This is a genomic window from Fibrisoma limi BUZ 3 (genome assembly GCF_000296815.2).
Taxonomy (GTDB): Bacteria; Bacteroidota; Bacteroidia; order Cytophagales; family Spirosomataceae; genus Fibrisoma; species Fibrisoma limi.
Genome location: NZ_CAIT01000006.1, coordinates 669,818 through 695,828, shown reverse-complemented (window position 1 = coordinate 695,828; position 26,011 = coordinate 669,818). Strand labels below are relative to the sequence as shown.

Annotated in this window: 22 protein-coding genes; 8 read left to right on the top strand and 14 right to left on the bottom strand. The window is 53.5% G+C overall.

What is annotated here, in order from left to right; genetic code table 11:
• Positions 1 to 30: 30 nt before the first annotated feature.
• The 4 genes from BN8_RS10835 to BN8_RS10820 all read right to left on the bottom strand — a co-directional run bounded on the left by BN8_RS10835 (position 31) and on the right by BN8_RS10820 (position 4,337).
• A complete protein-coding gene (locus BN8_RS10835; RefSeq protein WP_009281905.1) occupies positions 31 to 855 on the bottom strand; it encodes an amidohydrolase family protein in 825 nt (274 codons plus the stop codon).
• A gap of 135 nt (positions 856 to 990) precedes the next feature.
• Entirely contained in the window at positions 991 to 1,845 is an 855-nt protein-coding gene (locus tag BN8_RS10830) for a fumarylacetoacetate hydrolase family protein (RefSeq protein WP_009281904.1), read from the bottom strand.
• 142 nt (positions 1,846 to 1,987) lie between these two features.
• Entirely contained in the window at positions 1,988 to 3,379 is a 1,392-nt protein-coding gene (locus BN8_RS10825) for an alpha/beta hydrolase family protein (RefSeq protein ID WP_009281903.1), read from the bottom strand.
• Positions 3,380 to 3,437: 58 nt separating this feature from the next.
• Positions 3,438 to 4,337, bottom strand: a complete 900-nt coding sequence (locus BN8_RS10820; RefSeq protein ID WP_009281902.1) for a helix-turn-helix transcriptional regulator — start codon at positions 4,335 to 4,337, stop codon at positions 3,438 to 3,440.
• 167 nt (positions 4,338 to 4,504) lie between these two features.
• On the opposite strand from BN8_RS10820, the gene BN8_RS10815 reads away from it, so the two are divergent.
• Positions 4,505 to 5,680, top strand: coding sequence for an FG-GAP repeat domain-containing protein (locus BN8_RS10815; RefSeq protein WP_009281901.1), 1,176 nt, complete (start codon positions 4,505 to 4,507; stop codon positions 5,678 to 5,680).
• A gap of 71 nt (positions 5,681 to 5,751) precedes the next feature.
• On the opposite strand, the gene BN8_RS10810 is transcribed toward BN8_RS10815, so the two are convergent.
• Complete coding sequence (locus BN8_RS10810) at positions 5,752 to 6,855, bottom strand: Gfo/Idh/MocA family protein (protein WP_009281900.1); 1,104 nt, start codon at positions 6,853 to 6,855, stop codon at positions 5,752 to 5,754.
• A gap of 640 nt (positions 6,856 to 7,495) precedes the next feature.
• Between BN8_RS10810 and BN8_RS10805 the strand changes: the two genes are divergently transcribed.
• The 4 genes from BN8_RS10805 to BN8_RS10790 all read left to right on the top strand — a co-directional run bounded on the left by BN8_RS10805 (position 7,496) and on the right by BN8_RS10790 (position 14,380).
• A complete protein-coding gene (locus tag BN8_RS10805) occupies positions 7,496 to 10,723 on the top strand; it encodes a SusC/RagA family TonB-linked outer membrane protein (protein WP_009281899.1) in 3,228 nt (1,075 codons plus the stop codon).
• A 19-nt stretch (positions 10,724 to 10,742) separates the two neighbouring features.
• Entirely contained in the window at positions 10,743 to 12,629 is a 1,887-nt protein-coding gene (locus BN8_RS10800; protein ID WP_040005731.1) for a RagB/SusD family nutrient uptake outer membrane protein, read from the top strand.
• Between the two features lie 9 nt (positions 12,630 to 12,638).
• Complete coding sequence (locus BN8_RS10795) at positions 12,639 to 13,310, top strand: DUF3823 domain-containing protein (RefSeq protein ID WP_009281897.1); 672 nt, start codon at positions 12,639 to 12,641, stop codon at positions 13,308 to 13,310.
• A gap of 98 nt (positions 13,311 to 13,408) precedes the next feature.
• Positions 13,409 to 14,380, top strand: coding sequence for an arabinan endo-1,5-alpha-L-arabinosidase (locus tag BN8_RS10790; protein ID WP_009281896.1), 972 nt, complete (start codon positions 13,409 to 13,411; stop codon positions 14,378 to 14,380).
• A 115-nt stretch (positions 14,381 to 14,495) separates the two neighbouring features.
• Here BN8_RS10790 and BN8_RS10785 read toward each other — a convergent pair whose 3' ends face one another.
• The 9 genes from BN8_RS10785 to BN8_RS10745 all read right to left on the bottom strand — a co-directional run bounded on the left by BN8_RS10785 (position 14,496) and on the right by BN8_RS10745 (position 22,963).
• Positions 14,496 to 14,747, bottom strand: a complete 252-nt coding sequence (locus tag BN8_RS10785) for a hypothetical protein (protein WP_009281895.1) — start codon at positions 14,745 to 14,747, stop codon at positions 14,496 to 14,498.
• Between the two features lie 141 nt (positions 14,748 to 14,888).
• On the bottom strand, positions 14,889 to 15,302 hold the full coding sequence (locus tag BN8_RS10780; protein WP_009281894.1) for an EthD family reductase: 414 nt from the start codon (positions 15,300 to 15,302) through the stop codon (positions 14,889 to 14,891).
• Positions 15,303 to 15,384: 82 nt separating this feature from the next.
• A complete protein-coding gene (locus tag BN8_RS10775) occupies positions 15,385 to 15,867 on the bottom strand; it encodes a VOC family protein (RefSeq protein ID WP_040005730.1) in 483 nt (160 codons plus the stop codon).
• Positions 15,868 to 16,350: 483 nt separating this feature from the next.
• The gene (locus BN8_RS10770; RefSeq protein ID WP_009281892.1) at positions 16,351 to 16,971 is read right to left on the bottom strand and encodes an NAD(P)-dependent oxidoreductase; all 621 of its coding nucleotides are present in this window, start codon (positions 16,969 to 16,971) and stop codon (positions 16,351 to 16,353) included.
• Between the two features lie 565 nt (positions 16,972 to 17,536).
• The gene (locus BN8_RS10765) at positions 17,537 to 18,313 is read right to left on the bottom strand and encodes a hypothetical protein (RefSeq protein WP_040005729.1); all 777 of its coding nucleotides are present in this window, start codon (positions 18,311 to 18,313) and stop codon (positions 17,537 to 17,539) included.
• Between the two features lie 346 nt (positions 18,314 to 18,659).
• On the bottom strand, positions 18,660 to 19,199 hold the full coding sequence (locus BN8_RS31655) for a YybH family protein (RefSeq protein ID WP_009281890.1): 540 nt from the start codon (positions 19,197 to 19,199) through the stop codon (positions 18,660 to 18,662).
• A 386-nt stretch (positions 19,200 to 19,585) separates the two neighbouring features.
• Entirely contained in the window at positions 19,586 to 19,909 is a 324-nt protein-coding gene (locus tag BN8_RS10755) for a TfoX/Sxy family protein (RefSeq protein ID WP_040005728.1), read from the bottom strand.
• A gap of 728 nt (positions 19,910 to 20,637) precedes the next feature.
• The gene (locus BN8_RS10750) at positions 20,638 to 22,185 is read right to left on the bottom strand and encodes a DEAD/DEAH box helicase (protein ID WP_009281889.1); all 1,548 of its coding nucleotides are present in this window, start codon (positions 22,183 to 22,185) and stop codon (positions 20,638 to 20,640) included.
• Positions 22,186 to 22,381: 196 nt separating this feature from the next.
• On the bottom strand, positions 22,382 to 22,963 hold the full coding sequence (locus tag BN8_RS10745) for a hypothetical protein (RefSeq protein ID WP_009281888.1): 582 nt from the start codon (positions 22,961 to 22,963) through the stop codon (positions 22,382 to 22,384).
• A gap of 281 nt (positions 22,964 to 23,244) precedes the next feature.
• Here BN8_RS10745 and hisG point away from each other — a divergent pair, with 281 nt between their 5' ends.
• The 3 genes from hisG to BN8_RS10730 all read left to right on the top strand — a co-directional run bounded on the left by hisG (position 23,245) and on the right by BN8_RS10730 (position 26,009).
• Positions 23,245 to 24,105: an ATP phosphoribosyltransferase gene (gene hisG / locus BN8_RS10740; protein WP_009281887.1), complete on the top strand. Its 861-nt coding sequence runs from the start codon at positions 23,245 to 23,247 to the stop codon at positions 24,103 to 24,105.
• A gap of 94 nt (positions 24,106 to 24,199) precedes the next feature.
• Entirely contained in the window at positions 24,200 to 25,513 is a 1,314-nt protein-coding gene (gene hisD / locus BN8_RS10735) for a histidinol dehydrogenase (protein WP_009281886.1), read from the top strand.
• Positions 25,497 to 26,009 (top strand): peptide deformylase, encoded by a 513-nt coding sequence (locus BN8_RS10730; protein ID WP_009281885.1) that lies wholly within the window; start codon positions 25,497 to 25,499, stop codon positions 26,007 to 26,009. The genes hisD and BN8_RS10730 overlap by 17 nt, the downstream gene beginning before the upstream one ends.
• Positions 26,010 to 26,011 lie beyond the last annotated feature (2 nt).

Below are 26,011 nucleotides of genomic sequence, written 5' to 3'. Positions count from 1 at the left end.
GGACATGAGACAGCATCCAATATCCCTCATTTACAATCGATAGAAGTCAACGGCGTTGGCCCCGAACACCTTGGCCCGGACCTCCTCACCCCAGGGAATGACATACTCCTCGATCAGCGTTTTGACCTGGGTGTAATTGGCCGCAACCAGACAGACCGGCCAGTCGGACCCGAACAGCAGCCGATCGGGACCGAAATGTTCAAAGGCAGCATCCAGATACGGGAAAAAGTCTTTCTTGCTCCAGTTCTGCCAGTCGGCTTCGGTAACCAGTCCCGACAGCTTGCAGTACACGTTCGGTTGTCTGGCAATCTCGGCCATAAAGTTCGACCATGTATTGATCCGCTGCTCGCTGACGCGCGGCTTCGCCAGGTGGTCGATCACAAACTTGACCTCCGGAACGGCACGTACCAGATGCAGGGCCGATTTGAGCTGTTGTGGGTAAATCAGGATGTCGTACGTCAGGTCGAAGGCCGCCAGTTGCCGAATGCCCCGGATTACGTCCGGACGCGTCAGAAAATCGTCGGGTTCGGCCTGGGCTACGTGCCGAAACCCTTTAACCTCCTCGTACTGCGAAAAGGCTTCCAGTCGCTCGTAGATGTTCTCAGCCCGCAGGTCAGCCCAGCCTACCACCCCCCGAACGATGTCGTAGGATTCGGCCATCTTAATCAGAAACAGCGTTTCTGCCTCCGACTGATCGGCCTGTACCGCTACGCAGCCGTCGATACCGTTTTCCTTCAGAACCGGTTCCAGATCGGCCGGCAGAAAGTCACGCCGGATGGCGGCCATCTCGTCGGTTATCCACGTATCCCGCTCAGGGTCATAAAACCAGAAATGTTGATGCGCGTCGATGGTCATGGGGAAGAAGGGAGGAAAGGGAAAAGAAGGAGGAAAGGGAAAAGAAGGAGGAAAGGAGGAAGGGGAGAAAAGGGAAACGGCGCTTGACGGACTCCCTTTCTTCCTTTTTCCCTTTCCTCCCCTTCTTCCTTATTATCAATGATAACTAACGGCTGTCTGGCGCTGCTCACCCAGCCCTTCGATACCCAGTTCTACGACATCGCCGGGTTTGAGAAAACGCTGCGGATTGAGCCCCATACCCACACCGGCCGGGGTTCCCGTTGAGATTACGTCGCCCGGCAGCAAAGTCATGAACTGGCTGATGTAACTGACCAGGGTCGGCACGTCGAAAATCATGTCGTCGGTATTGGAATCCTGCAGCCGTTCGCCATTCAGCGACAGCCACAGACGCAATGCGTTCGGGTTGGGAACGTCGTCTTTCGTGACCAGATACGGCCCCAGGGGTGCGAACGTATCGGCGCTCTTGCCTTTTACCCACTGACCACCCCGTTCAAGCTGAAAAGCCCGCTCACTGTAGTCGTTGTGAACGGCATAGCCGGCGATGTAATCCATGGCATCGTCGAGTTCAACGTAGGACGCTTTTTTACCGATAATAATAGCCAGTTCCACCTCCCAGTCGGTTTTTTCCGAGCGTTTTGGGATGATGACCTCATCGTTTGGGCCGACAAGGGCCGTGGTTGATTTAAAGAACAGGATCGGTTCGGCGGGTGATTGCGCACCGGTTTCGGCCGCGTGTTTGGCGTAATTTAATCCAACACAAATGATTTTGGAAGGCCGTTTGACGCAGGGGCCGAAGCGGGTATCGGGCGATACGTCAGGGCAGTGCTGCGCGTGACTGTCAAGCCAGTGCGCCAGTCGCTCGGGACCGTTGGAGGCAAAGAAAGTTTCGTCGTAGTCTTCGCCAAAATGAGTAACATCAATGTGCTGGCCGGTAGGCAACACCACACCGGGGTGTTCGTGAGAAGGAGCGCCGAAGCGGAATAGTTTCATACTTTAGAAGGGTATCTGCCCGGAAAAGTACGCATTCGGCAAATTATAACCATACATCAGGTCAGAACGTACCAACGGCAGGTAAGTGTGGTACTCCTACCACACTTACCTGCCGTTGATTTCCATCCGATACCGTTTGGGCTTAACTGCGCCGGCTTTTCTCCTTCATCCACAGATCAAGCTTATCGATCAGCCTGGTGTTGAACTTATTGCGGAGCAGTTGTTCGTACTCCGGTGAATCCTTTATGGCCAGAAACTCCTGCAGGCTGCCAACCTCAACCAGGCCGTGGTCGGTTTTGGGCAACAAGAAGTACTCGCCCTTGCCCGGGTGATAGCGATTGACGACGTTGGCAATTTGTACATGATCGTCGGGCTTAAGGGCCGCAATGTCCGCTTCGCCGTAGATGGCCAGCACATGGGCATCCGTTTTCTTCCAGGCGTCGTACAGGTTTTTCTCATTCAACTCCTGCCAGAAGCTGTAGTGCCGCCCGAAAAGATGCCCCTTGCCGTCATACGCCATTCGTTCGGCAAAGGCCCGGCCGAGCGCCGGATTTTCCTTTACGAGATCGTCGGGAGATTTCTTCTGGTAAAAATACCGAAACAGAGGTTCCCGTACCCGTTGCAGATCTACTTCGGCTTCAGCATAATCTATTCCCTCCAGGGTCCGCTGGTCGCGCAGGATGTCGATCATGTAATCGTGCCACGACCGCAGCACGGTACCGTAAACAACTACTCCCCTGGGCTTAAACTGCTCTGCCAGCAAGGGCGCGACAATACCGCCCAGCGAATGCCCGAAAATGAAAACATTGTCTTTATCGACCCAGTCGAGGGTCAGCAGCTTCTCATACCCTTTCTGAAAAGCAGCCAATTCCGTATTGAAGCCAATTTCGGCGCAGGGTTGCGTACCGTCGCAATCGCCCATGCCGGGTTTCTCGACCATATACACCGCATACCCTTTCCGGGCCAGTTGATCGGTCGCCATCCGGTACGGATCAACCGGCGGCAGATAGCCCATCGTCATGCACGACGCGCCCTGGATGAAATACACCACCGGCTGCTTCTTACCAGCCGTCCCTTTCTGCCGCTTTACCAGCGCCCGGATGTAGCCATTCTGAAACGGGAATTCGTCGTACACCAGTTCCAGATCAGGAGCCACCTCATTGGCGCGGGCCACGGCTTTGCCCGACAGAACCTGCTCTTTTTTGTCACGAATGAGCGTCACGCTGACGGCGTCGCCTTCGGTCAGTTTCTGCGAGAACGCAATCAGCTCCTGCGGTCCTTTGATCGGCTGCCCATTTACTTTCGTTAGTACGTCCTTTTCCTGAATACCGATCCGCTCGGCCGTCGTATTGGGAACGACCTGCTGAATCAGCACCCCTTCGGCTTTGGGCAGACCGACGTACCGGGCAATGGCTTCGCTGACGGGTGCCGGAACGACGCCAATTACCCCTCGTTTTTTCAACTGTTGCGCCGAAGTTAGCTGGGCGGCCGACAGCACGAACAGCAGCGGCAGCACGACACGTACACGTTTCATCGTATTTGTTTTTGACAAACTTACGGTGCCGACAATCGGCGGTGTTTGTCAAAACCTGCTATTGTTGGCGGTATTGCGAGGGAGCCACCCGGTACGTCTTCTTAAACGCCTTGCTGAACGCAAAAACATCCGAAAACCCCGTCAGGAAGGCTATATCGGAGATCGTGTACTGCCTGGACCGTAGCAGGTCGCTGGCTCGCTGCAAGCGTTTCCGGATGAGGTACTGGTGGGGCGACTGGCCAAACGCCTGCTTGAAGGAGCGGAAGAAATGGAACTCCGACAGGGCCGCCTGCGCCGACAGTTCGGCGACACTCCAGTCGTGCTGAATGTCTGTGTCTATCAGGTTGCGGGCAATGCACACCCGTCGGTATAGCTCCTTCCGCGTCGACCGGTTCCGGGCCGATAGCCGGTCAATCGCCCCCAGTACGTGTTGCTGAGAACGTAACAGCCGTTCGGCAGTCTGGTAATACAACTCGTGCTGATCAACGGCAATGGCACCGGTTTGTCGATTTGTCTGCTGAGCGAGCTGGCTCAGAAAACCACCCAGCGGACCATCCTGCACGGTATAAACGGCTTCGTAGAAGTCGAATGTGCGGCCGGGTGCCCCAAACGGATTGTCCAGCAGCCGGGCGTCCGCACTGATCAGGTTGTGGTACACGTCCTGAATCAGGGCTTCGTTGACGTACAGACACAGTCCAAACACGGCCTCCTGCGCGGAGAAATCAATCTCCAGCGACTGGGACCGATTCACCAGCAGAAACTCTCCTCGTCTGACGGCGTGGGTATGCTGGTTGACCCGGTAATACTCGACACCGTCCAGCACAAACTTAATTGAAAATGAAGGCGAATCCGTATCCACCCGCTGAAACGAGTGCAACCGCGAAAACACGGTTTTAGTCCCGTCGCCCAGGGCGTGGCTGACAATCAGGGCGTCGTCGGCAGGCGTAAACTGATGCATACGAGGAGGGTTCGGATAAAGACTGCCCAGTGACTCAGTTATGTATAAAGCCTACAGGACAGCTCTGACTATGGAAACGAAGGTATTTGGTGTCCCGAACACAGAAAAGCAGTTTTTGACAAAAGGTCGAAAGGCGTTTTCAGGTAAACTTGGCAAACTTCTGCCCCATGAAACGTACTGCCTGCTGGTTCATCTGTCTGCTGCTGGGTGTCGCCTGCATTACGCCCGCCCCGACTGCCCTTACTTTCTCCGACGTATCGCAGACCCACCTGCCCCTGCTCGACCTGACCAGCAACTCCATGGACGTGGAGCCCCTCGACGTTGACAATGACGGCGACCTCGACCTGATCATTGCCTCCGAGTTCCGGCCGAACGTCATCCTGCTCAACGACGGCAAAGGCATCTTCACGAGCGGCACCAAAGGTCGGCTACCGACCAAAAACCACGATCACGAAGACATCGCACTGGGCGACTTCGACAAAGACGGTGACACGGACCTGGTTTTTGTGAGCGAAGACGACAAAATCCACGAGTACTACCTGAACGACGGCAAAGGTGTCTTCAGCGACGTCAGCGACCAGTTTCCGGTGCAATGCATCAGTAATGCGGTGGTTGTTGGTGATTTTGACAAGGATGGCGACCTCGACCTGATTATGGGCAACGATGGTCAGGACTATTTTCTGGCCAACGACGGTAAAGGCCGATTTACGAACGAGTCGGCGAGCAGGATGCCGGTTGATCAGGACGTAACGCAGGATGTAGAAGCCGCCGACCTGGACAAAGACGGGGATCTGGATCTGATTTTTGGGAATGAGGATGACAACAAGCTATACCTGAACGATGGCAAGGGCGTGTTCACGAACGCAACCGCCGGACGGCTTCCGATCTCGCCCGGTACCGAAGAGACCCGCAAGGTAGATCTGGCCGATGTCGATGGGGACGGCGATCTGGACGTTCACTTCTCGAACGTCAACTTCCGGCAAACCAAAAATCCGGCTAACCGGCTACTGATCAACAACGGCAAAGGCGTTTTTACAGACGAAACCGCTCAGCGCTACCAGGCGGTCAATAACCTCAATACGGCCGATGCGCAGTTCGCCGACCTCGATGGCGACAAAGATCTTGATCTGGTACTCGCGAACATTTTCGGAGCCGCCGGTCCGCAGGTGCTCATCAACAACGGGAAAGGTCAGTTTACGGAACAAACCAAAACGTACCTGCCTGAGGGTGCTGGTCGCGAAGCCATCTCCGTCGAAATTGCTGATGTTAACAAGGATGGTGTTCCTGACGTTTATTTTGGCATTTTCCGCGATACGGACGTACTGCTGCTGGGAAAGCGGTAGTTCACGTCCTGGCCAGGCGGGAGCTTGGTCAACTTACCTGACACGGGCCAAGCGGGAGCTTGGCCCGGACATTACGCCCGCAGGTCAATCGCTACCTTCCGGCCGGTTTCGGCGGCTTCCAGAATAGCGCCGATCAGCTTCATATCCTTCCAGCCCTGTTCACCGGAAGCTTCAGGTTTCTGCTTCGTCAGTACGCTCTGTGCAAACGCATCCAGTTGAGCAACCTGCTGATACCGGGGCGATGGTACGTCCATAGCGCCCCGGCTGGTGATGCCCTGCGCCCCGGTGGCATTGTACGATGGTTCCAGTTTGAACCAGCCCCGCTCGCAGGTTACGTACAGCCGGTCAACGTACGACGAGTAGGTGGTGCTGCAATGGGCCAGCGCCCCGCTCGGAAACTCAAACTGCCAGAACACCGTCTCGTGAATGTCCCTGAAATGCACCGTATCAAAGGTATAGGCTTGCGCCGTTACGCTGATCGGGTCTTCGTTGAGGGTTCGTCGTGCCCCCTGAATGGCGTAGACGCCCAGATCCATAATGGCCCCGCCCCCGCCAATCTTTTTATCCAGCCGCCACGAACCCGGCCCCGGTACGGTAAACCCCAGCCCTGACTCAATGACCTTGACCCCGCCGAACGTTTTGGCAGCCGCTAACCGGCGCATTTCCAGGTGATGAGGTTCAAAATACAGTCGGTAGCCCACCGACAGTTGAACCCCCGCTTTCTCGCAGGCCGTGATCATCTGCCGGGCTTCCGTCGCATTCATCGCCATTGGTTTTTCGCAGATGACGTGCTTACCCGCCTGAGCGGCCCGAATGGTGTACTCGGCGTGCAGGAAGTTAGGGAGTACGACGTAGATAATGTCAATGTCGGGGTTGTTCCGAATCTGGTCAAACGTCTGGTAATTGTAGATATTTTTTGCGGGGATGTTGTATTTCTCCGCCCATGTTTTGGCCTTGTCCGGCGACCCGGTGACGATCCCGGCGAGGTAACAGCCCTGGGTTTCCTGGAGCGCCGGTGCCAGTTGGTTTGTGCTGTAGTTGCCTAATCCGACCAGGGCAATGCCTAACTTTTTGGGGGCCGGCTGCCGACCGGCCGTCAACACGGACGCGGGTAACAACAACCCACCCGCCGTCAGGGCGAGCGTCTGTAGCGAAGAGCGACGGGACATGGACATAGCGGTATTAGGGTCAACGGGTTGAGTTCATAATCAACACGACAAAAAAATAGCGCAAATGTGGCATCTGCACTACCGTTCATCACAAAGTGAACATGCCTGTATGGCCCTATTGTCCTTGCCCATTCCAGATGTGTCAGTTAATGCCTGCTGCGCGCAGTTTCGTCACCTTTTTATCCTAATAAACAGCTATCACAAATGTTCATAAAGAGTCATCTTTCTTGAAAAAAGAGAAGATTTTATGCATTTGAGGGTATAAAATAGCTGGGTTTAGGCCAATACTGACTGCATATTGACATTTATTTGTTTTTAGCTTATATGTATTATATGTTTGATTTATTGGATAATACCGGTAACAAAATCTGTCTTCCGGAATCCTTCAGATAGCTTCTTTTCTCGGCAAATAAACTTTGCTTCACAGCGTGCTATAGCCAGTTCGTCCCTGGCGATAACCACCGAGTAGTAATAAATCCAAACCCCTAACTTACTGATTGCCTATGAACAGATAAACCCGAAGATGATATAAGAAGTCAACGGTGGGACCAGCACCGTTGACCAGTAATTCCCGATCTGCAATGCACCCTGTTGAGGGTGTCAGGAATGTCTTTGCCCTTTGTGTTGAACAAAAACGCCTGAAGTTATGAAAAATATCTTACACACCGAGCGTTCGCACGCCTTTGGAAGATATGCCCTATTTTCACTTCTCTTCAATGCCACGCTTACCTGTGCGCTGGCCTCGCCCGACGATGAGCGGAAAGAATCGTCGCGCGTAAGACCTTTTTTACGAACCCTTACCCACGCCGGGCAACCTGGCGCTGCTGAAATTACGGTAAAAGGAACCGTCACCGACGAAAAAGGCGATGGCCTGCCGGGTGTAAACGTAGTCGTCAAAGGCTCGACCCGTGGGAGCACTACCGACGCCCAGGGAAAATTTACCATCAACGTACCGGATCAGGGCGCGACCCTGGTTTTCTCGTTTGTGGGGTATAAAACCCAGGAAGTGCCGGTCACGTCGGCATCAAACGTAAGCGTCAAGCTGATCGCCGATGACCAGTCGCTCGATGAAGTCGTGGTGGTGGGGTACGGCACCCAGTCGCGGGGAACGGTTACGGGCGCGGTTGGCTCCGTCAAAGCCGACGAGATCATCCGTACACCCGCCGTGGCTACGTCCAGTGCGCTGGTTGGCCGCGTGCCGGGGATTACGGCCCGGCAACCCGACGCCCGGCCCGGCGGGGGTACCAACATCCAGATCCGGAACATGGGGGCTCCCCTGTTTGTAATTGACGGCATCGTGGCTGATGCCGGTCAGTTCAACAACCTCGGCATCAACGACATCGAAAACATTTCCATTCTGAAAGATGGCTCGGCGGCCATTTACGGACTGCGGGCGGCCAATGGCGTAGTGCTGGTTACGACCAAGCGCGGAAAAGCTAACCAGAAGCCCGTCATCAGCCTGTCGGGTTACTACGGCCTTCAGAACTTCACGCGTTACCCTCGTCCGGCCAATGCCTACCAGCACGTTCGGGCCCTGGCCGAATCGGATCAGAACCGGGGCATTCCGACGACCATTACGCCCGAGGAACTGGCGAAATGGCAGGCTGGTACCGAAAAAGGTTACCAGAGTTTTGATTACTACAAGATGGTGATGCGCCCGAACGTACCGCAGTGGTACGTGAACAGCAGCGTATCGGGCGGTTCCGACAACGTAACCTACTACGTGTCGGCCAGCCACCTGAGCCAGGATGCCCTCATCCGGGATTACCACTTCAAGCGGAGTAACTTCCAGGCCAACGTCGACGCCGGGCTGAGCAAAAAGCTCCGGATTGGTACGCAGATCAGCGGGCGCATCGAAGACCGGTTTCAGGTGGGTGTGCCGGGACTGGACGATTACTTCAACCCGTTCCTGAGTATCTTTTCAATGTGGCCCACCGAACGCCCCTACGCCAACGATAACCCGAATTACATCAACCAGACGCACAACGTAAACGTTAACCCGGCCACGTACAGGAAAGAAGTAACGGGCTACATCAATGAATACTGGCGGGCCGTTAAAGCCAACTTCATTGCGCAATATGACTTTGATTTCGGGCTGAACGTCAAGGGAACGTACTCGTACAACTTCTCCAACTTTGACTTCGATGGGTTCGAATACACCTACGATGCCTACACCTACGACCCCAAAACCGACTCCTACAACGTAGTGCCGGGCGGGGGTAACCAGAACCCCTGGCGCGAACGGCGGAAACGCAACATTGTCGACCGCTTCATGCAGTTGCAGGCGACCTACAACAAGCAATTTGGCGATCACGGCCTGTCGGCGGTGGGTGCCTACGAGCGCTACGACACCGACAACAAGTACCTGGTCGTGCACACCGTACCGCCCAACAACTACATCCCGCTGATGTCGTTTGCCAACCAGGACCTGCTCATCGACGAGTGGAACGTAACGGCTCGGGCGGGCTACATCGGCCGGGTCAACTACAACTACAAGCAGCGGTACCTGGTCGAAGCGCTGGGTCGTTACGACGGGTCGTTCCTGTTTGCGCCCGGTCGTCGGTACGGCTTCTTCCCCGGGGCTTCGCTGGGCTGGCGCCTGAGTGAGGAACCGTTTTTTAAGGGGAAATTCAATAACGTAATCAGTGAGCTGAAGCTGCGGACCAGCTACGGCCGCACGGGTAGTGACCTGATCAACGACAACTTCATTGTAGCCCCGTTTAGCTACCTGCCCGGCTACAACTTCCTGCAGGGCAGCGCCATCTTCAACGGCAACTACGTAATCGGTGTCCGGCCCCGGGGGCTACCCATCACGACGCTGTCGTGGGTGACGAACGTATCGACTAACGTAGGGCTTGATTTTGGTCTCTTCGGTGGCAAAATTTCCGGTCAGTTCGACGTGTTCGAGCGCAAGCGGAAAGGGTTGCCTGCGGCCCAGTACGACGTACTGCTCCCCAGTGAAGTAGGCTACACGCTGCCCAACGCCAATCTGAACTCCGACGCCATCCGCGGCCTGGAGGGGGCACTGTCCTACACCGGCAAGGCGGGTGAGCTTACCTACACCATTGGCGGTAACGCAACCCTGGCGCGGCAGCGGAGTCTCGACATCTACAAGCCCCGTTTTGGCAATTCCTGGGATCAGTACCGCAACTCCGCTGTCGACCGCTGGTCGGGCATCAACTGGGGCTATCAGGTCGTCGGCCGGTTCCAGACGCAGCAGGAAATCGACGATTACAACGTAGATAACGACGGGCAGGGTAACCGGACCATGCTTCCCGGCGACTTCATCTACAAGGACGTCAACGGCGACGGCATCATCAATAACCTCGATGAACGCCCCATCGGATACGCCGAAGGCGCTACGCCCTACTTCAACTACGCGTTTAACGGTACGTTGGGTTACCGGGGTTTTACGGTGCAGATCGACGTAGTGGGTGCCGGTTTGCAAACGTTCCGTCGCGAGGTAGAGCAGAAGATTCCGTTCCAGAACAACGGTACGTCACCGGCCTACATCTTCGAAGACCGCTGGCACCGCGCCGATCCGTTCAATTCCGAAAGTCAGTGGGTAGCCGGTACGTATCCGGCCGTTCGCAAGGATAGCCCCAGCCACGTGAACTACAGCCGCCGGAGCGACTTCTGGGTAACCAACGTGCGCTACCTGCGCCTGCGCAACTTCGAGGTGGGCTACAACATTCCCAAGCCATTCCTGAACAAGTTTGGGGTGTCGGCCATGAAGGTGTACGTCAACGGTACGAACCTCGTTTCGTTCGACAACCTCAAAGCCATCCAGGTCGACCCCGAAATTTCGTCGAACGGCGCGCTGGTGTATCCTCCGCAGCGCCTGTATAACGCTGGTTTCGCGATGAGTTTCTAATCAACAAATGACTTTACCGATGAATCGTTTTCATAAATACCTCTCGATTAGTCTGTTGACGCTTAGCCTGGCTGCCTGCAAGGAAGACTTTCTCGAGCGCCAGCCGCCTAACATCATTCTGGACAGTCAGGTCTGGAACGACACCCGAATGATTACGAGCCTGCTGGCCAATTACTACGACCGGCTGCCGGCCCATACGCAGATCGATATTGGTTCGGACGTCAACGCCAACCCCGCCCGTTTTACCGGCTGGACAGATTTTGCCGCCTACGACGAAGCCATGTGGTCGGGCAACAACGACGGCCCCAACAACATCATTTCCTACGGGTTTGAGCGTTGGCGGCTATGGGATTACGGTCTGATCCGGGACATCAACCTGGCCATTGAAAGCCTGGAAACAAAGAGCACGGCCCTGTCGGCCGCCCAGAAAGCTCAATTCACCGCCGAGTTCCGGTTCCTGCGGGCCATGATGTACTTTGAGCTGGTGAAGCGCATGGGGGGCGTTCCCGTCATCACCAAACAGCTCATCTACGACTTCAGTGGTAATCCGTCGTCGCTGCAGTTTCCACGTAACAAGGAAGCCGAGGTCTACGACTTCATTGCCAGCGAACTGGACGCGATCAAGAACGATCTGGGCAACGCCGGCAGCAACACCCGCGCCAATAAGTTTACGGCCATGGCGTTGAAGAGCCGGGCGATGCTGTACGCGGGTTCGATTGCGAAGTACAACAGCCGCATGGGTGCCCCCATTACAACCCCGGGCGGTGAAGTGGGCATTCCGGCCAACCGGGCGCAGGAGTATTACACCAAAGCGCTCGAAGCCGCCAAGGAGGTAATTGCCGGACCGTATTCACTCTACCGCGCCAATCCGAACCTGGGCGAAAACTTCTTTGAAGCCATTACGAAGAAAATCAACAACCCGGAGATCATTCTGGCCAAAGACTTCCTGACGGCCAAGGACAAGCGGCACGGCTTCAGCTACGATAACATCGCCCGCAACATCCGGGAGGATAACCTGTCGTCGTCGAACATTACGCCGGTGCTGAATCTGGTTGAAGACTACGAGTACCTCGACGGTAGTTCAGGGGAGTTGAAAACCCGCACGCCCGACGACCGGGATTACATCTACTACGATAACCTGAGCGGTCCGTTTGCCAACAAGGACGCCCGGCTCTACGGCACGGTGATCTATCCGGGTACCAGCTTCAGAGGCCAGGAGGTGCAGATTCAGGCTGGCGTTATGGTCTGGAATGCCGCCAGTAACAACTACCAGGTAGTTGAAGGCAATACCCTGGGGGCGTTGTACACGGACGGGAAGCTGCTGACGGGTAGTTCCGGGCCGCAGCGGTCGCAGACGGAAGTGTCGAACACGGGTTTCTACCTCCGCAAGTACATCGACCCGACTCCGTTGTCGAGTACGCGTGGTATCCGCAGCGACATGTGGTGGGTACGGTTCCGGCTGGGCGAAATCCTGCTGAATGCCGCCGAAGCCGCCTTTGAACTGGGCCAGACCGCCGACGCGCTGACCTACGTGAACCGCCTGCGCGAACGGGCCGGTTTCCCGGCCAACAGCCTGAGCAGCCTGACGCTCGCCCGCATCCAGAACGAACGCCGGGTTGAGCTGGCCTTCGAAGACCACCGCGTGTGGGATCTGATGCGCTGGCGCATTGCCCACGAGGTCTGGAACGGCAGCACCAGCAACCCGGATGCGATGATGTACGCCCTGTATCCCTACCGTGTGGTGCGTCCCGGCGATCCGGCCCGCGACGGCAAGTACGTCTTCGTCAAGCTGGTAGCGCCCCGTTTCCGGGCTCCGCGTCTGTTCCAGATGGGCAACTATTACTCATCTATCGACCAGGCGGTTATCAACAACAACCCAAAAATCGTTCGCAATCCCTTCCATTGATCTGAGACCATGAAAGCGATCCTTTATAGCCTCCTCGTCGGCACGGTTATGCTGGCCGGATGTGAAAAAGACAACTTCGAGCCCCCAAAATCAACGCTAACAGGGCGGGTTGTGTACGAGAATCAGCCGGTGGGTGTCCGTACAAACGGCGTTCAACTGGAGTTATGGCAGCCGGGATTCCAGTTGTTTACCAAGATTCCGGTGTACGTAGCGCAGGACGGTTCATTTTCGGCCTCTCTGTTCGACGGCGATTACAAACTGGTCCGGCTGCGGGGCAACGGCCCCTGGGTTGACAATACCGATACAATCAACGTTCAGGTTCGGGGAGCCGCCACGATCGACGTGCCCGTGCAGCCCTACTACGTGATCCGCAACGAGAAGTTCCAGCGGAGCGGCACCAACCTGACTGCGAGCTGCCAGGTGAACCAGGCCACTACGGGTCGGGCGGTGGAGCGGGTAACGCTGTACGTCGGCGCAACGCAGTTTGTGGACATTAACAACAACGCCGGGCGCGTCGACCTGACGGGTGCCGCCCTGGCCGACCTGAGCAAGCCCCTCGCCTTCTCGCTGGCGGTACCGGGCGCGCTGATCAGCAAGAATTATTTCTACGGTCGCATCGGCGTCAAAACAGTCGGTGTCGCCGAGATGCTCTATACGCCCGTCATGAAAATTACGCAGTAATCGTATCCAAACCGGATGGCAGCGAAACGGTTGCTATCCGGTTTCTTCTGGCCACACCAGCAATTTCCCAAATCGTCGTCACCCTCCCACACGTAGCCATGCCCCGAACCAATCGAACCATCTGCCTGCTGGTAGGCCTGTTCTGGTGCTTACTGAATCCGGCTAACGCGCAGGAGGGCAGCTTTACCACCCACGACCCAAGCACGATTCAGAAGGAAGGCGGCACGTACTGGTATTTCTCGACCGGCAACGGCATCCAGACCGTCAGATCCACCGACCTGCGGAACTGGACCATTAGCAAACCGGTCTTTGAAAAAGGCACCTGGCCCGGCTGGATCGACAGCACGGTTCGGGGGTTTAAAGGGCATTTCTGGGCACCGGATTGCCTCCGGATGAACGGCAGGTATTACCTCTATTATTCGTGTTCAACCTTCGGCTCGGCCGTATCGGCGATTGGCGTTGCTACGTCCCCGACCCTTAACCCACAGTCGCCGGACTACCGCTGGACTGATCAGGGCATGGTCGTTACGTCAAACGTCCGGACAGACATCAACGCCATCGACCCCGGCCTCCTGCGCGACACCGATGGCCGGGTGTATCTGGTCTACGGCTCGTTTCACGGCGGCATCGGAGCCGCCGAACTCGATACGTTGACCGGCAAGATCAAGACCGGTACGTCCGTCAAAACCGTGGCTGGTGGCCGGCAATCCGATTGGGAAGCGCCCGCCCTTGTTAAGGAAGGTACCTATTATTACCTGTTTGCCAACAACGGGCTCTGCTGCAAGGGATTAAACAGTACGTATTACATCGTAGTAGGCCGATCAACGAATCCGCTGGGGCCGTTCGTGGATAAATCGGGACGCGATTTAACGGCCGGAGGTGGCACGCTGGTACTCCGTACCGAAGGCCAGTACATTGGTCCGGGTCATGTCGGGTTGCTACGTGAGGGGGGCCGTAACCTGGTGTCTATCCACTACTACGACGCCGAGGACAAAGGCCGCTCCAAATTCAGCCTGCGCCGACTTTCCTTCCAGGAGGGCTGGCCGGTGCTGGAACGGGAACTGTACTGAAGGTAATAAATCTAATCAGTGTATGAGTATCTCATGATTGCGGTCCGACAAAGACGGGCAAGCTGTCGACGGATATTCGCCTTCTCTGTGAGAAAGAAGATATGATACCGCATGGCTAAAGCACGTCCTTTCTGGTGTCGAGTTCTTTCTTTATCTCTTTCAAACTATTCAGGTTCAGGAGCACGATGGGCAACAAGCCGAACGGAATGAAAATTAACGAGTTAAAGCCTTGCCAGAAGGCCCTAACAATTCCCATGACCAGCAGTATGAGCAGCATTCCGGCAAGCATACCTGTCACCACTTTTGTCGTCTTTTCTTGTTTGAGCAATGCTTCACTACTCATTTCACTAAATTTCTGGCCTTTCATCTGATTCGTTTAGGTCAAAAGCAACGTTTGCTTGTATTCTATATTTCCGTGTAATGCTCTACGCGGATGAGCACCCTGTCACCAGAACGCTGACTCATGCGAAGCGACACAAATCCGCTTTTGGCTGTGTGTTCGCCCAACTTATTCTGCTAACTGCACTTCACTTATTTGAACCACGGGCTTACTGTTTGTGTAGTTGGGAACATCAGCCCTGAGTTTCTCTGCGTTTGCTTTCATGGAAGCCTGGCAATCGGCCATGGTTTCGAAATAGAAGTACCCAATCGCTAAATAAGGTAACGGAGTATCCGGTGTCCCGCTGGCGACTCCTTTGTCAATAGCCATCGCCTTCAACGAATTACCAAACAAGCGAGCCGCCATGGGCATATGCTTCGTCGAATAGTAGTCCATATCGAATGTTTTACCCTCTCCGTTTGGATAGAATATGGCTACTTTAATCATGCCCTTTTTTATTTTGGGATTGTCCGTCAGGTCATGTTGCCGGAAACCGAGTGAAAGCCCAATGACAATAAGCAGGAAGCAGATTGGTGTTTTCATGTTCAGATGGTCAAGTTAGTCAGTATGATTGAAAGCAGGTAATGGTTTAGGAAGTGAGTGCCTTTAAAAAACTACGTAAGTGTTAACCCTCATAGGCCTGCCTGATCGCTGCCATGTCGAGTTTCACCATCTTGTAAATGGCGTTGAGAACGCGGTGAACTTTTGCTGTGTCAGGGTCTTTCATCATATCCCACAGAATAGTAGGTGCAATTTGCCAATAAACTCCAAACTTGTCTTTCAGCCAGCCGCATTCCTGTGCTTTACCTCCTTCCAGCAATTTATCCCACACGTCGTCAATTTCTTCCTGAGAATCACAGTTCATGTAGAGCGACATGCCTTCGCAGAAGTTGAAGGAGCTTCCTCCGTTCGCAAACTGGAACTCCTGTCCGTTAAGCTGTAAGGCCACAAGACACACGCTGCCAGCCGGGCCGGGCTGATCTTCAGTGAAACGAAGAACAGAAATAATTTTCGAGTCCTTGAAAATAGAGGTATAGAACTGAGCAGCTTCTTCTGCTTTGTCGTTAAAAACCAAGGACGGGAGAAACTTTGGAAGAGGAGTTTGCATGGCTACGTATCGTTGAGACTGGGTTATTTTACCAAATGATACAAAAAAGTTGTGAAATCGCTCGGTATTCGATCTTGCTACATCAGCAGTTAATAACCGGCAAACCTGTTGGACTTTACGTACCTCATGTAGGGACTTGGCCTTTGTCGCAGGAGGACTCTTTTTAATCGCCTTAACCGGAACGTGCTGCCTGCCACACACAACTTGGCAAAATCGTTTTCTGACTGAATATTCCCCTTGTCGCGGGCTACCTACATTCTCATTTTTGGCTGAGCCACCCAACGACCCAAGTGGGTTGATGGCCATGTAAGATAGCAGAAAATAGCGAATGACTCACCCGCTCTTACCCCTCTACTGGCCGGGTAGAACGGCTGTCTTTCGAAGGCCCGCTGCCCAGCGCCCGAAGGACGACAGCGCGGAGTAAGCAACACGGCACTCATCCATTAAAACCTGCTTGGATTAGGCCTGATTCGTTACGCCGATTTAATAGGCAACGGCAATAGCTTTTTGCCAGTTGGCTTGTGTATCAAGTTGATCCAAAAGGCAATTTGCCAGATCAGCCCGCGAAATCCTGTTCGCATGGGCTAACTCACCCGATGATCCCACGCGGTACCGACCCATTCGCTTGCCATCGAACAGGAAAGACGGACGCACAATCGTCCACGCTAAATGGCTATCCCGTATTGTCTGCTCCATGTGTCGCATATCGTCATAAATATTCTTGAGTAGTGGCTTTATCAGCCAAACATAGAATAAGGGGCCAACCGGTTTCTCCAGAACCCCGACACTGGTGAGACAAACCAACCGCCGAACGCCAGCTTTATTCATTTGATCGACAATGTTGCGCGCTGACTGGCGGTAAAACGTCATTGGTTTCAAGCTGTTCTGTCCAATGACTGACAGCACAGCGTCCTGATGCTGAAGAGCGGAAGCGAATGAATCTGGCTTCATAACATCGCCCGTTTCCGTGCGCAGCCGGGCGTGGGTTAGCGTGAAGGCTGCGGGCCGACGAACAATCGCCGTTACCTCATGGCCTCTATCAAGGGCTTGAAGAATCAGCTCGCGACCGGTTCCGCCCGTGGCCCCAAAAACGGCTATGTTCATAATGACCTGTTGAGAAGTTGGCTTACGGCTATGGTTGAATCGGAGTGAAGGGTCGTCGGACGCAAACTAGTTGATCCCGAACACACGAACTCCCGGTAGCCCGATAAGCTAACAATCACTATGTTCTTAAAATGTTTACTATGTCGGTGCGGACAGTCGAACTTGGCGTATCGCAATTGACCAAATCATAAGCGAAGGGCTAAACACTAATTTTTTGACCTTATCGATAAAGAATGAGCTGATGTATTCGGTGCGGTACGTTCCGATTTCTATGCCGACAGCGGAAGCTAAACGCTGACATGTCGGAACGTGCTAACTGTCGCCGGGGCGATGGCAAACAAACACTTGATAGACCCGCACCCAACGCCCCAGGGGGTTGATAGCATGGGCAATATTTACCTGGAAACGAGTTGTTTGCGGCTTTACATCCTCGCTTTCGTTGGGCTGAATACCTGCCTTCGGGGGCGTGCGGGCTGTCGCCAGACAGCCGCCCACGCGGAGCGAACCATAACCAAACTTCCACTTTTTTACACTGTCACCCGAAGCTTGACGATGTACTGATCGATTATACTTTGAAGATAGCGGTTGTCAAGTTTCTGATAAATTCATTACTACCAATCTGCTCTACAAATAGAAACGGGATGTGACACAAAAGTAAGAGCTTAAATGATGGGTGCTTAAAACTACCATATTTGAAGTAGAAGATAACTATAAAAATTATCATAACAATCATCGTTGGAATTGCCATTTTGACCATTGTGATTGCCTCCATATTTCCTTTATTGAGGAAAATAGCTCCTATTCCAATCATTCTTAACAGTGCCGGAGATAGGATAAAAAAAACAGAGGCCATCAACCATTGAACGTGGCTTGAAATGTTTTTCTTTTTTATATTTATTATCGCAAAACATACACTTAAAATAAATCCTGCTACTAATAATAAGTCAATTAGAGCAGCAAAATACGCAAAGGTTGGATTAAAGAAGCCATCTGGTTTAAGGTCTTTAACATTGTCTATATTTTTTGGGATAATAGAAAATGCGCTACCAGCTACAATTCCTGCTAATAAAATTCCAATTGTTCCAAGTATTATATGTTTTTGAATATTTTGTTTACGGATAATTAGGTAGGGTTGAAAGATAACCAGTATGTACCAAAGTGTTGCAGAAACCCCATGCACATGCTGATGAAATGTTGCATCAGCCAGATTAAAATAGTAGCTATATGAAAATCCTAAAATTGAAATAACAAAAGGTATTAACATCCAGAGATGGTAATTCTTATATTTGGTTATTGTCGCTTCCGAAATGGTCACCTTCCTTTTTTCTGGAATAGCATTCATAGTAAGTCTATTTGGTCATTAAAAATACAGAACGCGCAATAAACCTAACCTTTGTGGCATGCAGCTTGTCAGCCGCACCTCCGAAATGGAAATCCAAATCTGCTCAACTCAACGGGGGCGTTCAAACAGTCGCACGCAACCCGGAGATGAAGGTCTAAAGTCTACCCGGTAAGACGAGCGACCTGCCGCCGGTGCCCCTGTAAACACATTTCGGTCCCGCCACCCAACGATCCAGGGGCTGATGGAAGGGGAACGAGCCTTTACACACATGGAGGTGTTAGGCTGCAAACCCGCTTTCAGGACGTGCTGCCTGTCGCACAACAGGTGGTTAACACGGATTCATCACCTATTGACCTGCCAGAGGTGGCATACTTTCCGTATTCTGAGAAGCAATAATTAACCACTTCCCCTTTTGTTTCTCTAAAACCCAAGTAAAAATACCTTCTCGTGGTTCGCCATGTTTTACGTGACGAACTTTATCGCCCTTTGTTTCCCACAATACGCGGGCGATGGCTAAATCAGGTCGGATAAACTTAACGTGCGTTTCTTTCGTCTTCCACACACTTTCAGTAAATAGATTTTTGTGCATAAACGTGTGGGCTTCTTTAAACTCTTTCTGCCCTTTTATCCAACCTTTGGGCCCTAAGACTGTAACAAAGTCAACATTTTCAGCAAGCAATGCTGTTAACGCATCCATATCATGTCGATTCCAGGCATCCTGCCAAGAAATACCGATAGCTTCAATCGCCTTCCGGTCAGCAGGGTCATCGTGTGGCTGATTCGTCCCCGACAGTTTGACAACGGCGGTTAATGGACCGTCCACTGGTGTAGCAGCTACTAAGATAAAAACCAGTATAGACAAGAAAATGAGAGATATATGTCTCATGAGATATTATTGATAAGCCTATCACAAATTTTATACATTATTGTGTACTGATTGTAAGTCATTTAGTTTCTGGTCGGTTTATCAGACGCTTACTCTGCCAACTCGACTTGTCCCATGCAGACAATCTATTGAACCAGGGCGTTTCCTCTGTCGCACACAACCCGCCCAGCCTGTCCAAGTCCGACTGTCGGGGCGTTTGTCCTGTCAGCCGAAAACCGGAAATGGAAGCCAAACGCTGTCCTCCAGGACGTGCAACCTGTCGACCAGAACGCCGAAATGGAAGCACTGCTTGGAGTTCCACCCAACGCCAACGGGGGTTGATGGTAAGGAGAAGCCACCTAACAAACGTAGCTTGCATCTTTACACTTGCTCACGTGAGTCGGATTTCATTTTTTCTTTTTCGGTTTAGGTAGTGGCAATTCTTTTATTGATATTCTAACTAATTCGCTTAACCATTCGCTATCTTCAATTTTGTCCTCTATTAAGAAACTTGGTTTTGCGCCTTCATATGGAGGTGCTTCTAAAACATTTCCTATAAATTCTCGTCCTGAATTAGTTGGCTTTATAAATAATTTATTGTCGCATATCAGTCCAACTAATTTTTCGTCAGAATAAATACCGTATTCACCAAACATTTTTTTAGCGGTTATTACCCCTGCATTTTTGATTTGGTCTAAAACAAAGTCCACAAAATTTTGGTCGGATGCCATTGGTTAGTTCGTTATTGTTGACTAAGACGCGAAACACTCACTCGCATGGCCGGGTCACCCAGCGCCCGAAAGGGCTGATGGAGGAAGCTACTCACCTGAACACACGTACATGCCACTTTTACACCCTTTCCCTTATTGGGCTGAACACCACCCTTAGGTCGCGATCAACCTGTCGCCGGGAAGCAAACACACGCGGAGCGGACCTAGGTTGGGGTAGTGTTTTTGTTCGTTCAATGATGCCGTTAATGAGCGAAAAACTGTAAATTCTAAGTCGCCTGAAGTTGCAAAAAAGTCGTCCAAAAGCGAAAAGCTGTCCTCGTGGTATTTCACGGTTTCTGCCTTTCAGATCGATTTTTGTAGTTTATTATTAGTCCGCAAATTGAAGCCAAAAAGCCGAGAATGTAAATAATATAAATTACTGAGGATAATGGGTTATCAAATTTCAAAAATTCTGAATAATCGTATTTTTTTAGCAATGCTCTTCCTGAAATAACTGCAATGATTAAGAAAAAAACATTTATTCCTGTCTTGCTTTTCATGCTTTACGATTGATTTTTTAGAGAGTCGCCTGAAACTATCAAAAACTTTCCACGAGCAACAAAACCATGCTTTAGCCTGACTAAGCTGCGCACCATGCTTCGTCGGCACGTACCGACATCTACAACCTGGTGAGTGCTGCTCCTAAAAAGCAAACGACGGGCATCTGTTGGATACCCGTCGTTTGCTTTTTACTCAACCACCGCTACCGGCTGCGGACCAGCCTCGGGTCGGTCACCTTTGGGTCGGTTCCGGCGTTTTTTCCGGCGCTTGGGTTTATCCGCTACGTCTCCGCTGACGTTCAGCACCGGATCGCCGGGCAGTGGCACACCCGCTTCGGGGATAGTAGCCATAGGTGCACCCTCCGGCCGGGGCTTACGGCCATTCCGGCGTCGTTTTCCGTTTCGCTTGCGTTCGGCCCCCTGCGGTTGTTCGCCGTCCAGAACGGGTTGCGCATCGGTTGCGTCCGTTTCCCGTGTCTGCCCGTCTGCAACAGGGCGCTCCTGACCACGCGAGCCGTTTCGCCGTGAACCGTTACGACGGCCGCCATCCCCACGACTGCCTTCACTTCGGCGGTTATCGCTACGGCGTCCGTCGCCACGGCGGTTATCTCCGCGCCGATTACCGTATCGTTTCGGGTCAAATACCGGCGCTTTGCCCAAGCCGAGTTCTTCGGTGATGGCTTGTTTCTCAACCTCACGTTCAATCAGCCGCTCGATCTTCACCACGCGGTGCTGGTCTTCATCACTAATGAACGTAATGGAGGTTCCGGTGGTGGCGGCCCGGGCCGTCCGGCCAATCCGGTGTACGTAGTCTTCGGCATCGCGGGGAATGTCGTAGTTCACTACGTGCGTCAGGTTGTCGATGTCAATGCCCCGCGACAGTACGTCGGTGGCAACCAGAATCGGGAACTTGCGGTTTTTGAAGTCCCGCAATACCACCTCGCGTTCTTCCTGCTCCAGATCGGAACTGATGCCGCGCGATTCGTAACCTAATTTGCTCAGCGTTCGCACAATACTGCCCACCTCCGATTTCCGGGAGGTAAACAGCACCATGTTCTGTACGGGCGTCGGACTGTTCTGAATAAGGTGGGCCAGCAGCGGGAGTTTCTGGCGGTCGTAGGCCAGGTAAAACTGCTGATCAATGCCCGCGGCCGGTTTCGATACGGCCAGCCGGATTTCCTCGGGTTCGTGCAGAATCTGCTTCGAAAACTCACGGATCTTGTTCGGCATCGTGGCCGAGAACAGCAGCGTCTGGCGCTTAACCGGCAACTTCCGCACGATATTCAGGATGTCGTCGGAAAAGCCCATATCGAGCATTTTGTCGGCTTCGTCCAGCACGAGGTAATCGAGCTTGTCGAAATTGACGTAGCCCAGTTGCATATGCGCAATCAGTCGGCCGGGGGTCGCGATGATGATGTCGGCTCCTGTTTCGAGGGCCTTACGTTGTTTGTCCCATTCGTCGCCCTTGCTGCCCCCGTAGATAGCGATACTCGTCGCTTCCACGAAGTAGCCGAAGCCCTCCACCTGCTCATCGATCTGTTTTGCCAGTTCGCGCGTTGGTACCAGAATCAGCGTACTCGTATGATCGTGATCGGCGTGCGAAATCCGGTCGAGAAGCGGGATGAGGTAGGCGGCCGTTTTGCCGGTACCCGTCTGGGCGCTGGCAATTAAGTCTTTGCCGTCGAGAATTTTAGGAATGGCCTGTTCCTGAATGGGCGTGGCTTGTTGGTAGTTCATGGCCTGCACACCAGCGAGCAGGTCGTCATGAAGATTAAATTCGGAAAATGTCAAGGTGCAGCACGTGTTAGTGAAGTATAGCTGACCTACTTTCCTCAGTCAGCAAATCGTCGCAATCGGATCACCGATTGATTTATGACAAATATACCAAAAAGTTAGTGCATTTGGAAATGGTTTTCAAATCGGCAGGAATGTCTCACCGATCGGTTCCCCTCAGAAGGCGAACGCCCAGATACACCAGGGGTACAAGCAGAATACCATCGGCGATGTGCGCCATGAGTTCACTACGGGGAATGCGGCTCAGCGGAAAGCAGAGGGCGCCAACGCACAGCAACAGACCCGTCCAGACCGGAACCGCCTTACTCCGTATCAGAACGATACCCAGGACCAGCAGACTTAACGGAAACAGTGGTCCAGCCCAGAACATGGTCAGGTTAAAGGGCAAGGGAAAGAGCGCGGCTTCATCCAGGAGCGCCTGTTTCGTGATACCAAACACATCCGCGTACAGCCCTCTGATGCCAAAATTGCTGCCACTGATACAACCATAGATAGCGATTAACAAGCCCCAGGTAGCGTATGTCGGCATTTTATGCCTGACTTTGGCGAAGAGGCCCATAAAAGCCGGAATCCAGAACACCGACCCAATTACCAGAAGCGTTCCACCCGTCAGGGTGTACTCACCGTTGTTCCAGAAAAACGAAGACACACTGAATAATAACGGGGCGATAATCAGGGAGAGACCCCATAGCTTTTGCTCCTGAAGCTGATACGATTGCATAGTACTGATCGATAAGGGCTTACACTAAAGTCAAGCAAGTATAAGTAATAACATAGTACTTTGCAATACACGATACTAATTTATGTTTAGTACCGAGCTCGGTACGTCTTATTTGCATCCAAACCTATTTCAATCTACCTTTGCGCCATGCAACCCAAACAGGCCTGTTTTCATCGTCTCCATCGACATCAGTGCGGCTTCTGATAGCCGCCAACGCCTGTTTTCTCCCATCCGACGACCCGTCCGGATTGTTTACAAAGTCAACTTAACTCCCCAATTTCATGAATTCCGTGCTACGGATTGCCCTGCAAAAATCCGGTCGGCTGAGCGAAGATTCGTACCAGCTTTTCAAAGAATGCGGTATCCGCTTCGACTACGGCACCGGCAAACTCAAATCGATCTCGTCGAATTTCCCCGCCGAATTTTTGTTCCTGCGCGACGATGACATACCCGGCTACGTTGAAGATGGCGTGGCTGACCTCGGTATCGTCGGCGAAAACGTAGCCGTCGAAACCGCCCGCCAGGTGCAGACCATTCATAAACTGGGCTTTTCAAAGTGCCGCCTGTCCATCGCCATACCACGCGGCACCGACTGGGCCGGATTGAGCGATCTGGAGGGTAAAAACATTGCTACGTCCTACCCCAACCTGCTCGGCAGCTACCTCGCCGAACAGGGCGTTCAGGCCACCATCCACGAAATCAGCGGCTCCGTTGAAATCGCCCCCAGCATTGGTCTTGCCGAAGCTGTCTGCGATATTGTCAGCTCAGGCAGTACGCTGCTGAGCAATGGCCTGAAGGAGGTCGAGACTATTTTTCGTTCGGAGGCCATCCTGATTGCCAACCCGCAGATGAATAACGAGCGGCAGGCGCTGACCGAGCAGTTGCTGTTCCGGATCAAAGCCGTGCAGGCAGCCAAGAACAACAAATACATTGTACTGAACGCCCCAAACGATGCCATTGCGCAGATTGCCAGACTATTACCAGGAATGAAAGCCCCGACAGTTATGCCCCTGGCCACCGAAGGGTGGAGTTCCGTACATTCCGTTATCAACGAAAACGCGTTCTGGGAAAACATCGAAGCCATCCGGGCCGCCGGTGCCGAAGGTATTCTGGTTATCCCAATCGAGAAAATGATTAATTAAACAGGAGGAAGGGAGAAAAGGAGGAAAGGAGAAGGGAGCTTCGCGCTTCAGTTTCTTTCCCCCTTTTCTTTTCTCCTCTCCTCCTCTCCTCCTTATGAACATCATCCCTTTTCCCGCCCGTGCTGAATGGCCCGCGTTACTGGCCCGGCCGGTGCAGTCGAGTGCGCAGATTGAACAGGTGGTGGCCCCCATTCTGCAACAGGTTCGTGACCAGGGCGATCAGGCGCTGGTTGAGCTGGCGGCCCGCTTCGATAAGGTTGATCTGACCCAAACAGGTCTGGTTGTTTCAGCCGACGAACTGGCCGCGGCCGAAAGCCAGTTGAGCGATGATCTGAAAGCCGCCATCCGGCAGGCGTATCAGAACATACGCACCTTCCATGAAGCGCAGAAACAGCCCGTCGAGAAGATCGAGACCATGCCGGGCGTTACGTGCTGGCGTCGGAGCGTGGGCATTGAGAAGGTCGGCATTTATATTCCGGGCGGTACGGCTCCACTGTTCAGTACGGTGCTGATGCTGGGCGTACCGGCGCAACTGGCCGGCTGCCGTCAGATCGTGCTGTGTTCTCCCAGCAATCACCCGGCTATTTACTACGCGGCTTCGCTGGTGGGCGTTACGCATGTGTTCCGAATCGGTGGGGCGCAGGCGATTGCGGCCCTGGCCTACGGCACGGAGTCGGTGCCACAGGTGTACAAGATCTTTGGGCCGGGCAACCAGTACGTAACGGCCGCCAAGATGCTCGTTGCCAAAGAAGGGGTCGCCATCGATATGCCCGCTGGCCCAAGCGAAGTAGCCATCTACGCCGACGATACGGCGGTACCGTCGTTTGTTGCGGCCGATCTGCTGTCGCAGGCCGAACACGGGGCCGACAGTCAGGTGCTGCTGGTGTCTACCAGCAAGAAACTGGTCAGTGCGGTAAATTTGGTGCTGGATACGCAGATGAGCCGACTACCACGTCGCGACGTGGCCGCCAAAGCCATCGACAACAGCAAAGCCATACTGGTTGATACTGCCGACGATGCCATCGACCTGCTGAACGCTTATGCCGCCGAGCACCTGATTCTGAGCGTGGCCGACGCTGAAACCGTGGCTGATCGTATCGTGAATGCCGGCTCAATTTTCCTGGGGAACTACACCCCCGAATCAGCCGGAGATTACGCGTCGGGCACCAACCATACGCTGCCGACCAACGGCTTTGCCCGGGCCTACAGTGGTGTGTCGCTGGACAGTTTTGTAAAGAAGATCACCGTGCAGAGTATCACGCCGGAAGGCTTGCAGGCACTCGGTCCGGTAGTGGAAGCCATGGCCGAAGCCGAATCGCTGGAGGCTCACAAACGGGCCGTGAGTTTGCGGCTGGCGGCATTGGCAGAGCAGATCACAGAAGAGACACCCAATGAAACACCTCGCTGACCTGCTGCTCCTCGGCGATCCGCGCCTGTATGAAACCTGCGAGCCCGTCCGCCGGGAGGAACTGCCGCTTGTAGCGGGCTGGGTGGCCGACCTTCACAACGTAATGGAGGAAATTCGCGCGACGTACCAGTTTGGTCGCGGCATTGCGGCTCCGCAGCTCGGCATCATGAAACGGCTGTTTTATCTCAATGTTCCTGGTCCGGGCCACGCTGGGCCGCAAGTCATCATCAATCCGGAGATTGTGCAGGCCAGCGACGACATGGACGAACTTTGGGACGACTGCATGAGCTTTCCGAACCTGCTGGTACGCGTCAGGCGACATCGCAGCCTGACGTTACGGTACCGGGACGAGCACTGGCAGGAACACACCTGGGCTGTGACCGACTGGAGCCTGTCTGAACTGATTCAGCACGAGTACGACCACCTCAACGGGGTACTCTGTACGATGCGGGCCGTTGATGCACAAGCATTCCGCTGGCGACCAACGCCCGTCTGACT

Bases quoted from the DNA above. Each gene is read 5' to 3' on its own strand.
- BN8_RS10830 (WP_009281904.1), bottom strand. From the start codon at position 1,845: ATGAAACTATTCCGCTTCGGCGCTCCTTCTCACGAACACCCCGGTGTG.
- BN8_RS10755 (WP_040005728.1), bottom strand. From the start codon at position 19,909: ATGGCATCCGACCAAAATTTTGTGGACTTTGTTTTAGACCAAATCAAA.
- BN8_RS10745 (WP_009281888.1), bottom strand. From the start codon at position 22,963: ATGCAATCGTATCAGCTTCAGGAGCAAAAGCTATGGGGTCTCTCCCTG.
- BN8_RS31655 (WP_009281890.1), bottom strand. From the start codon at position 19,199: ATGAGACATATATCTCTCATTTTCTTGTCTATACTGGTTTTTATCTTA.
- hisG (WP_009281887.1), top strand. From the start codon at position 23,245: ATGAATTCCGTGCTACGGATTGCCCTGCAAAAATCCGGTCGGCTGAGC.
- BN8_RS10805 (WP_009281899.1), top strand. From the start codon at position 7,496: ATGAAAAATATCTTACACACCGAGCGTTCGCACGCCTTTGGAAGATAT.
- BN8_RS10810 (WP_009281900.1), bottom strand. From the start codon at position 6,855: ATGTCCATGTCCCGTCGCTCTTCGCTACAGACGCTCGCCCTGACGGCG.
- hisD (WP_009281886.1), top strand. From the start codon at position 24,200: ATGAACATCATCCCTTTTCCCGCCCGTGCTGAATGGCCCGCGTTACTG.
- BN8_RS10780 (WP_009281894.1), bottom strand. From the start codon at position 15,302: ATGAAAACACCAATCTGCTTCCTGCTTATTGTCATTGGGCTTTCACTC.
- BN8_RS10750 (WP_009281889.1), bottom strand. From the start codon at position 22,185: ATGAACTACCAACAAGCCACGCCCATTCAGGAACAGGCCATTCCTAAA.
- BN8_RS10800 (WP_040005731.1), top strand. From the start codon at position 10,743: ATGAATCGTTTTCATAAATACCTCTCGATTAGTCTGTTGACGCTTAGC.
- BN8_RS10770 (WP_009281892.1), bottom strand. From the start codon at position 16,971: ATGAACATAGCCGTTTTTGGGGCCACGGGCGGAACCGGTCGCGAGCTG.
- BN8_RS10790 (WP_009281896.1), top strand. From the start codon at position 13,409: ATGCCCCGAACCAATCGAACCATCTGCCTGCTGGTAGGCCTGTTCTGG.
- BN8_RS10775 (WP_040005730.1), bottom strand. From the start codon at position 15,867: ATGCAAACTCCTCTTCCAAAGTTTCTCCCGTCCTTGGTTTTTAACGAC.
- BN8_RS10835 (WP_009281905.1), bottom strand. From the start codon at position 855: ATGACCATCGACGCGCATCAACATTTCTGGTTTTATGACCCTGAGCGG.
- BN8_RS10785 (WP_009281895.1), bottom strand. From the start codon at position 14,747: ATGAAAGGCCAGAAATTTAGTGAAATGAGTAGTGAAGCATTGCTCAAA.
- BN8_RS10820 (WP_009281902.1), bottom strand. From the start codon at position 4,337: ATGCATCAGTTTACGCCTGCCGACGACGCCCTGATTGTCAGCCACGCC.
- BN8_RS10730 (WP_009281885.1), top strand. From the start codon at position 25,497: ATGAAACACCTCGCTGACCTGCTGCTCCTCGGCGATCCGCGCCTGTAT.
- BN8_RS10825 (WP_009281903.1), bottom strand. From the start codon at position 3,379: ATGAAACGTGTACGTGTCGTGCTGCCGCTGCTGTTCGTGCTGTCGGCC.
- BN8_RS10815 (WP_009281901.1), top strand. From the start codon at position 4,505: ATGAAACGTACTGCCTGCTGGTTCATCTGTCTGCTGCTGGGTGTCGCC.
- BN8_RS10795 (WP_009281897.1), top strand. From the start codon at position 12,639: ATGAAAGCGATCCTTTATAGCCTCCTCGTCGGCACGGTTATGCTGGCC.
- BN8_RS10765 (WP_040005729.1), bottom strand. From the start codon at position 18,313: ATGAATGCTATTCCAGAAAAAAGGAAGGTGACCATTTCGGAAGCGACA.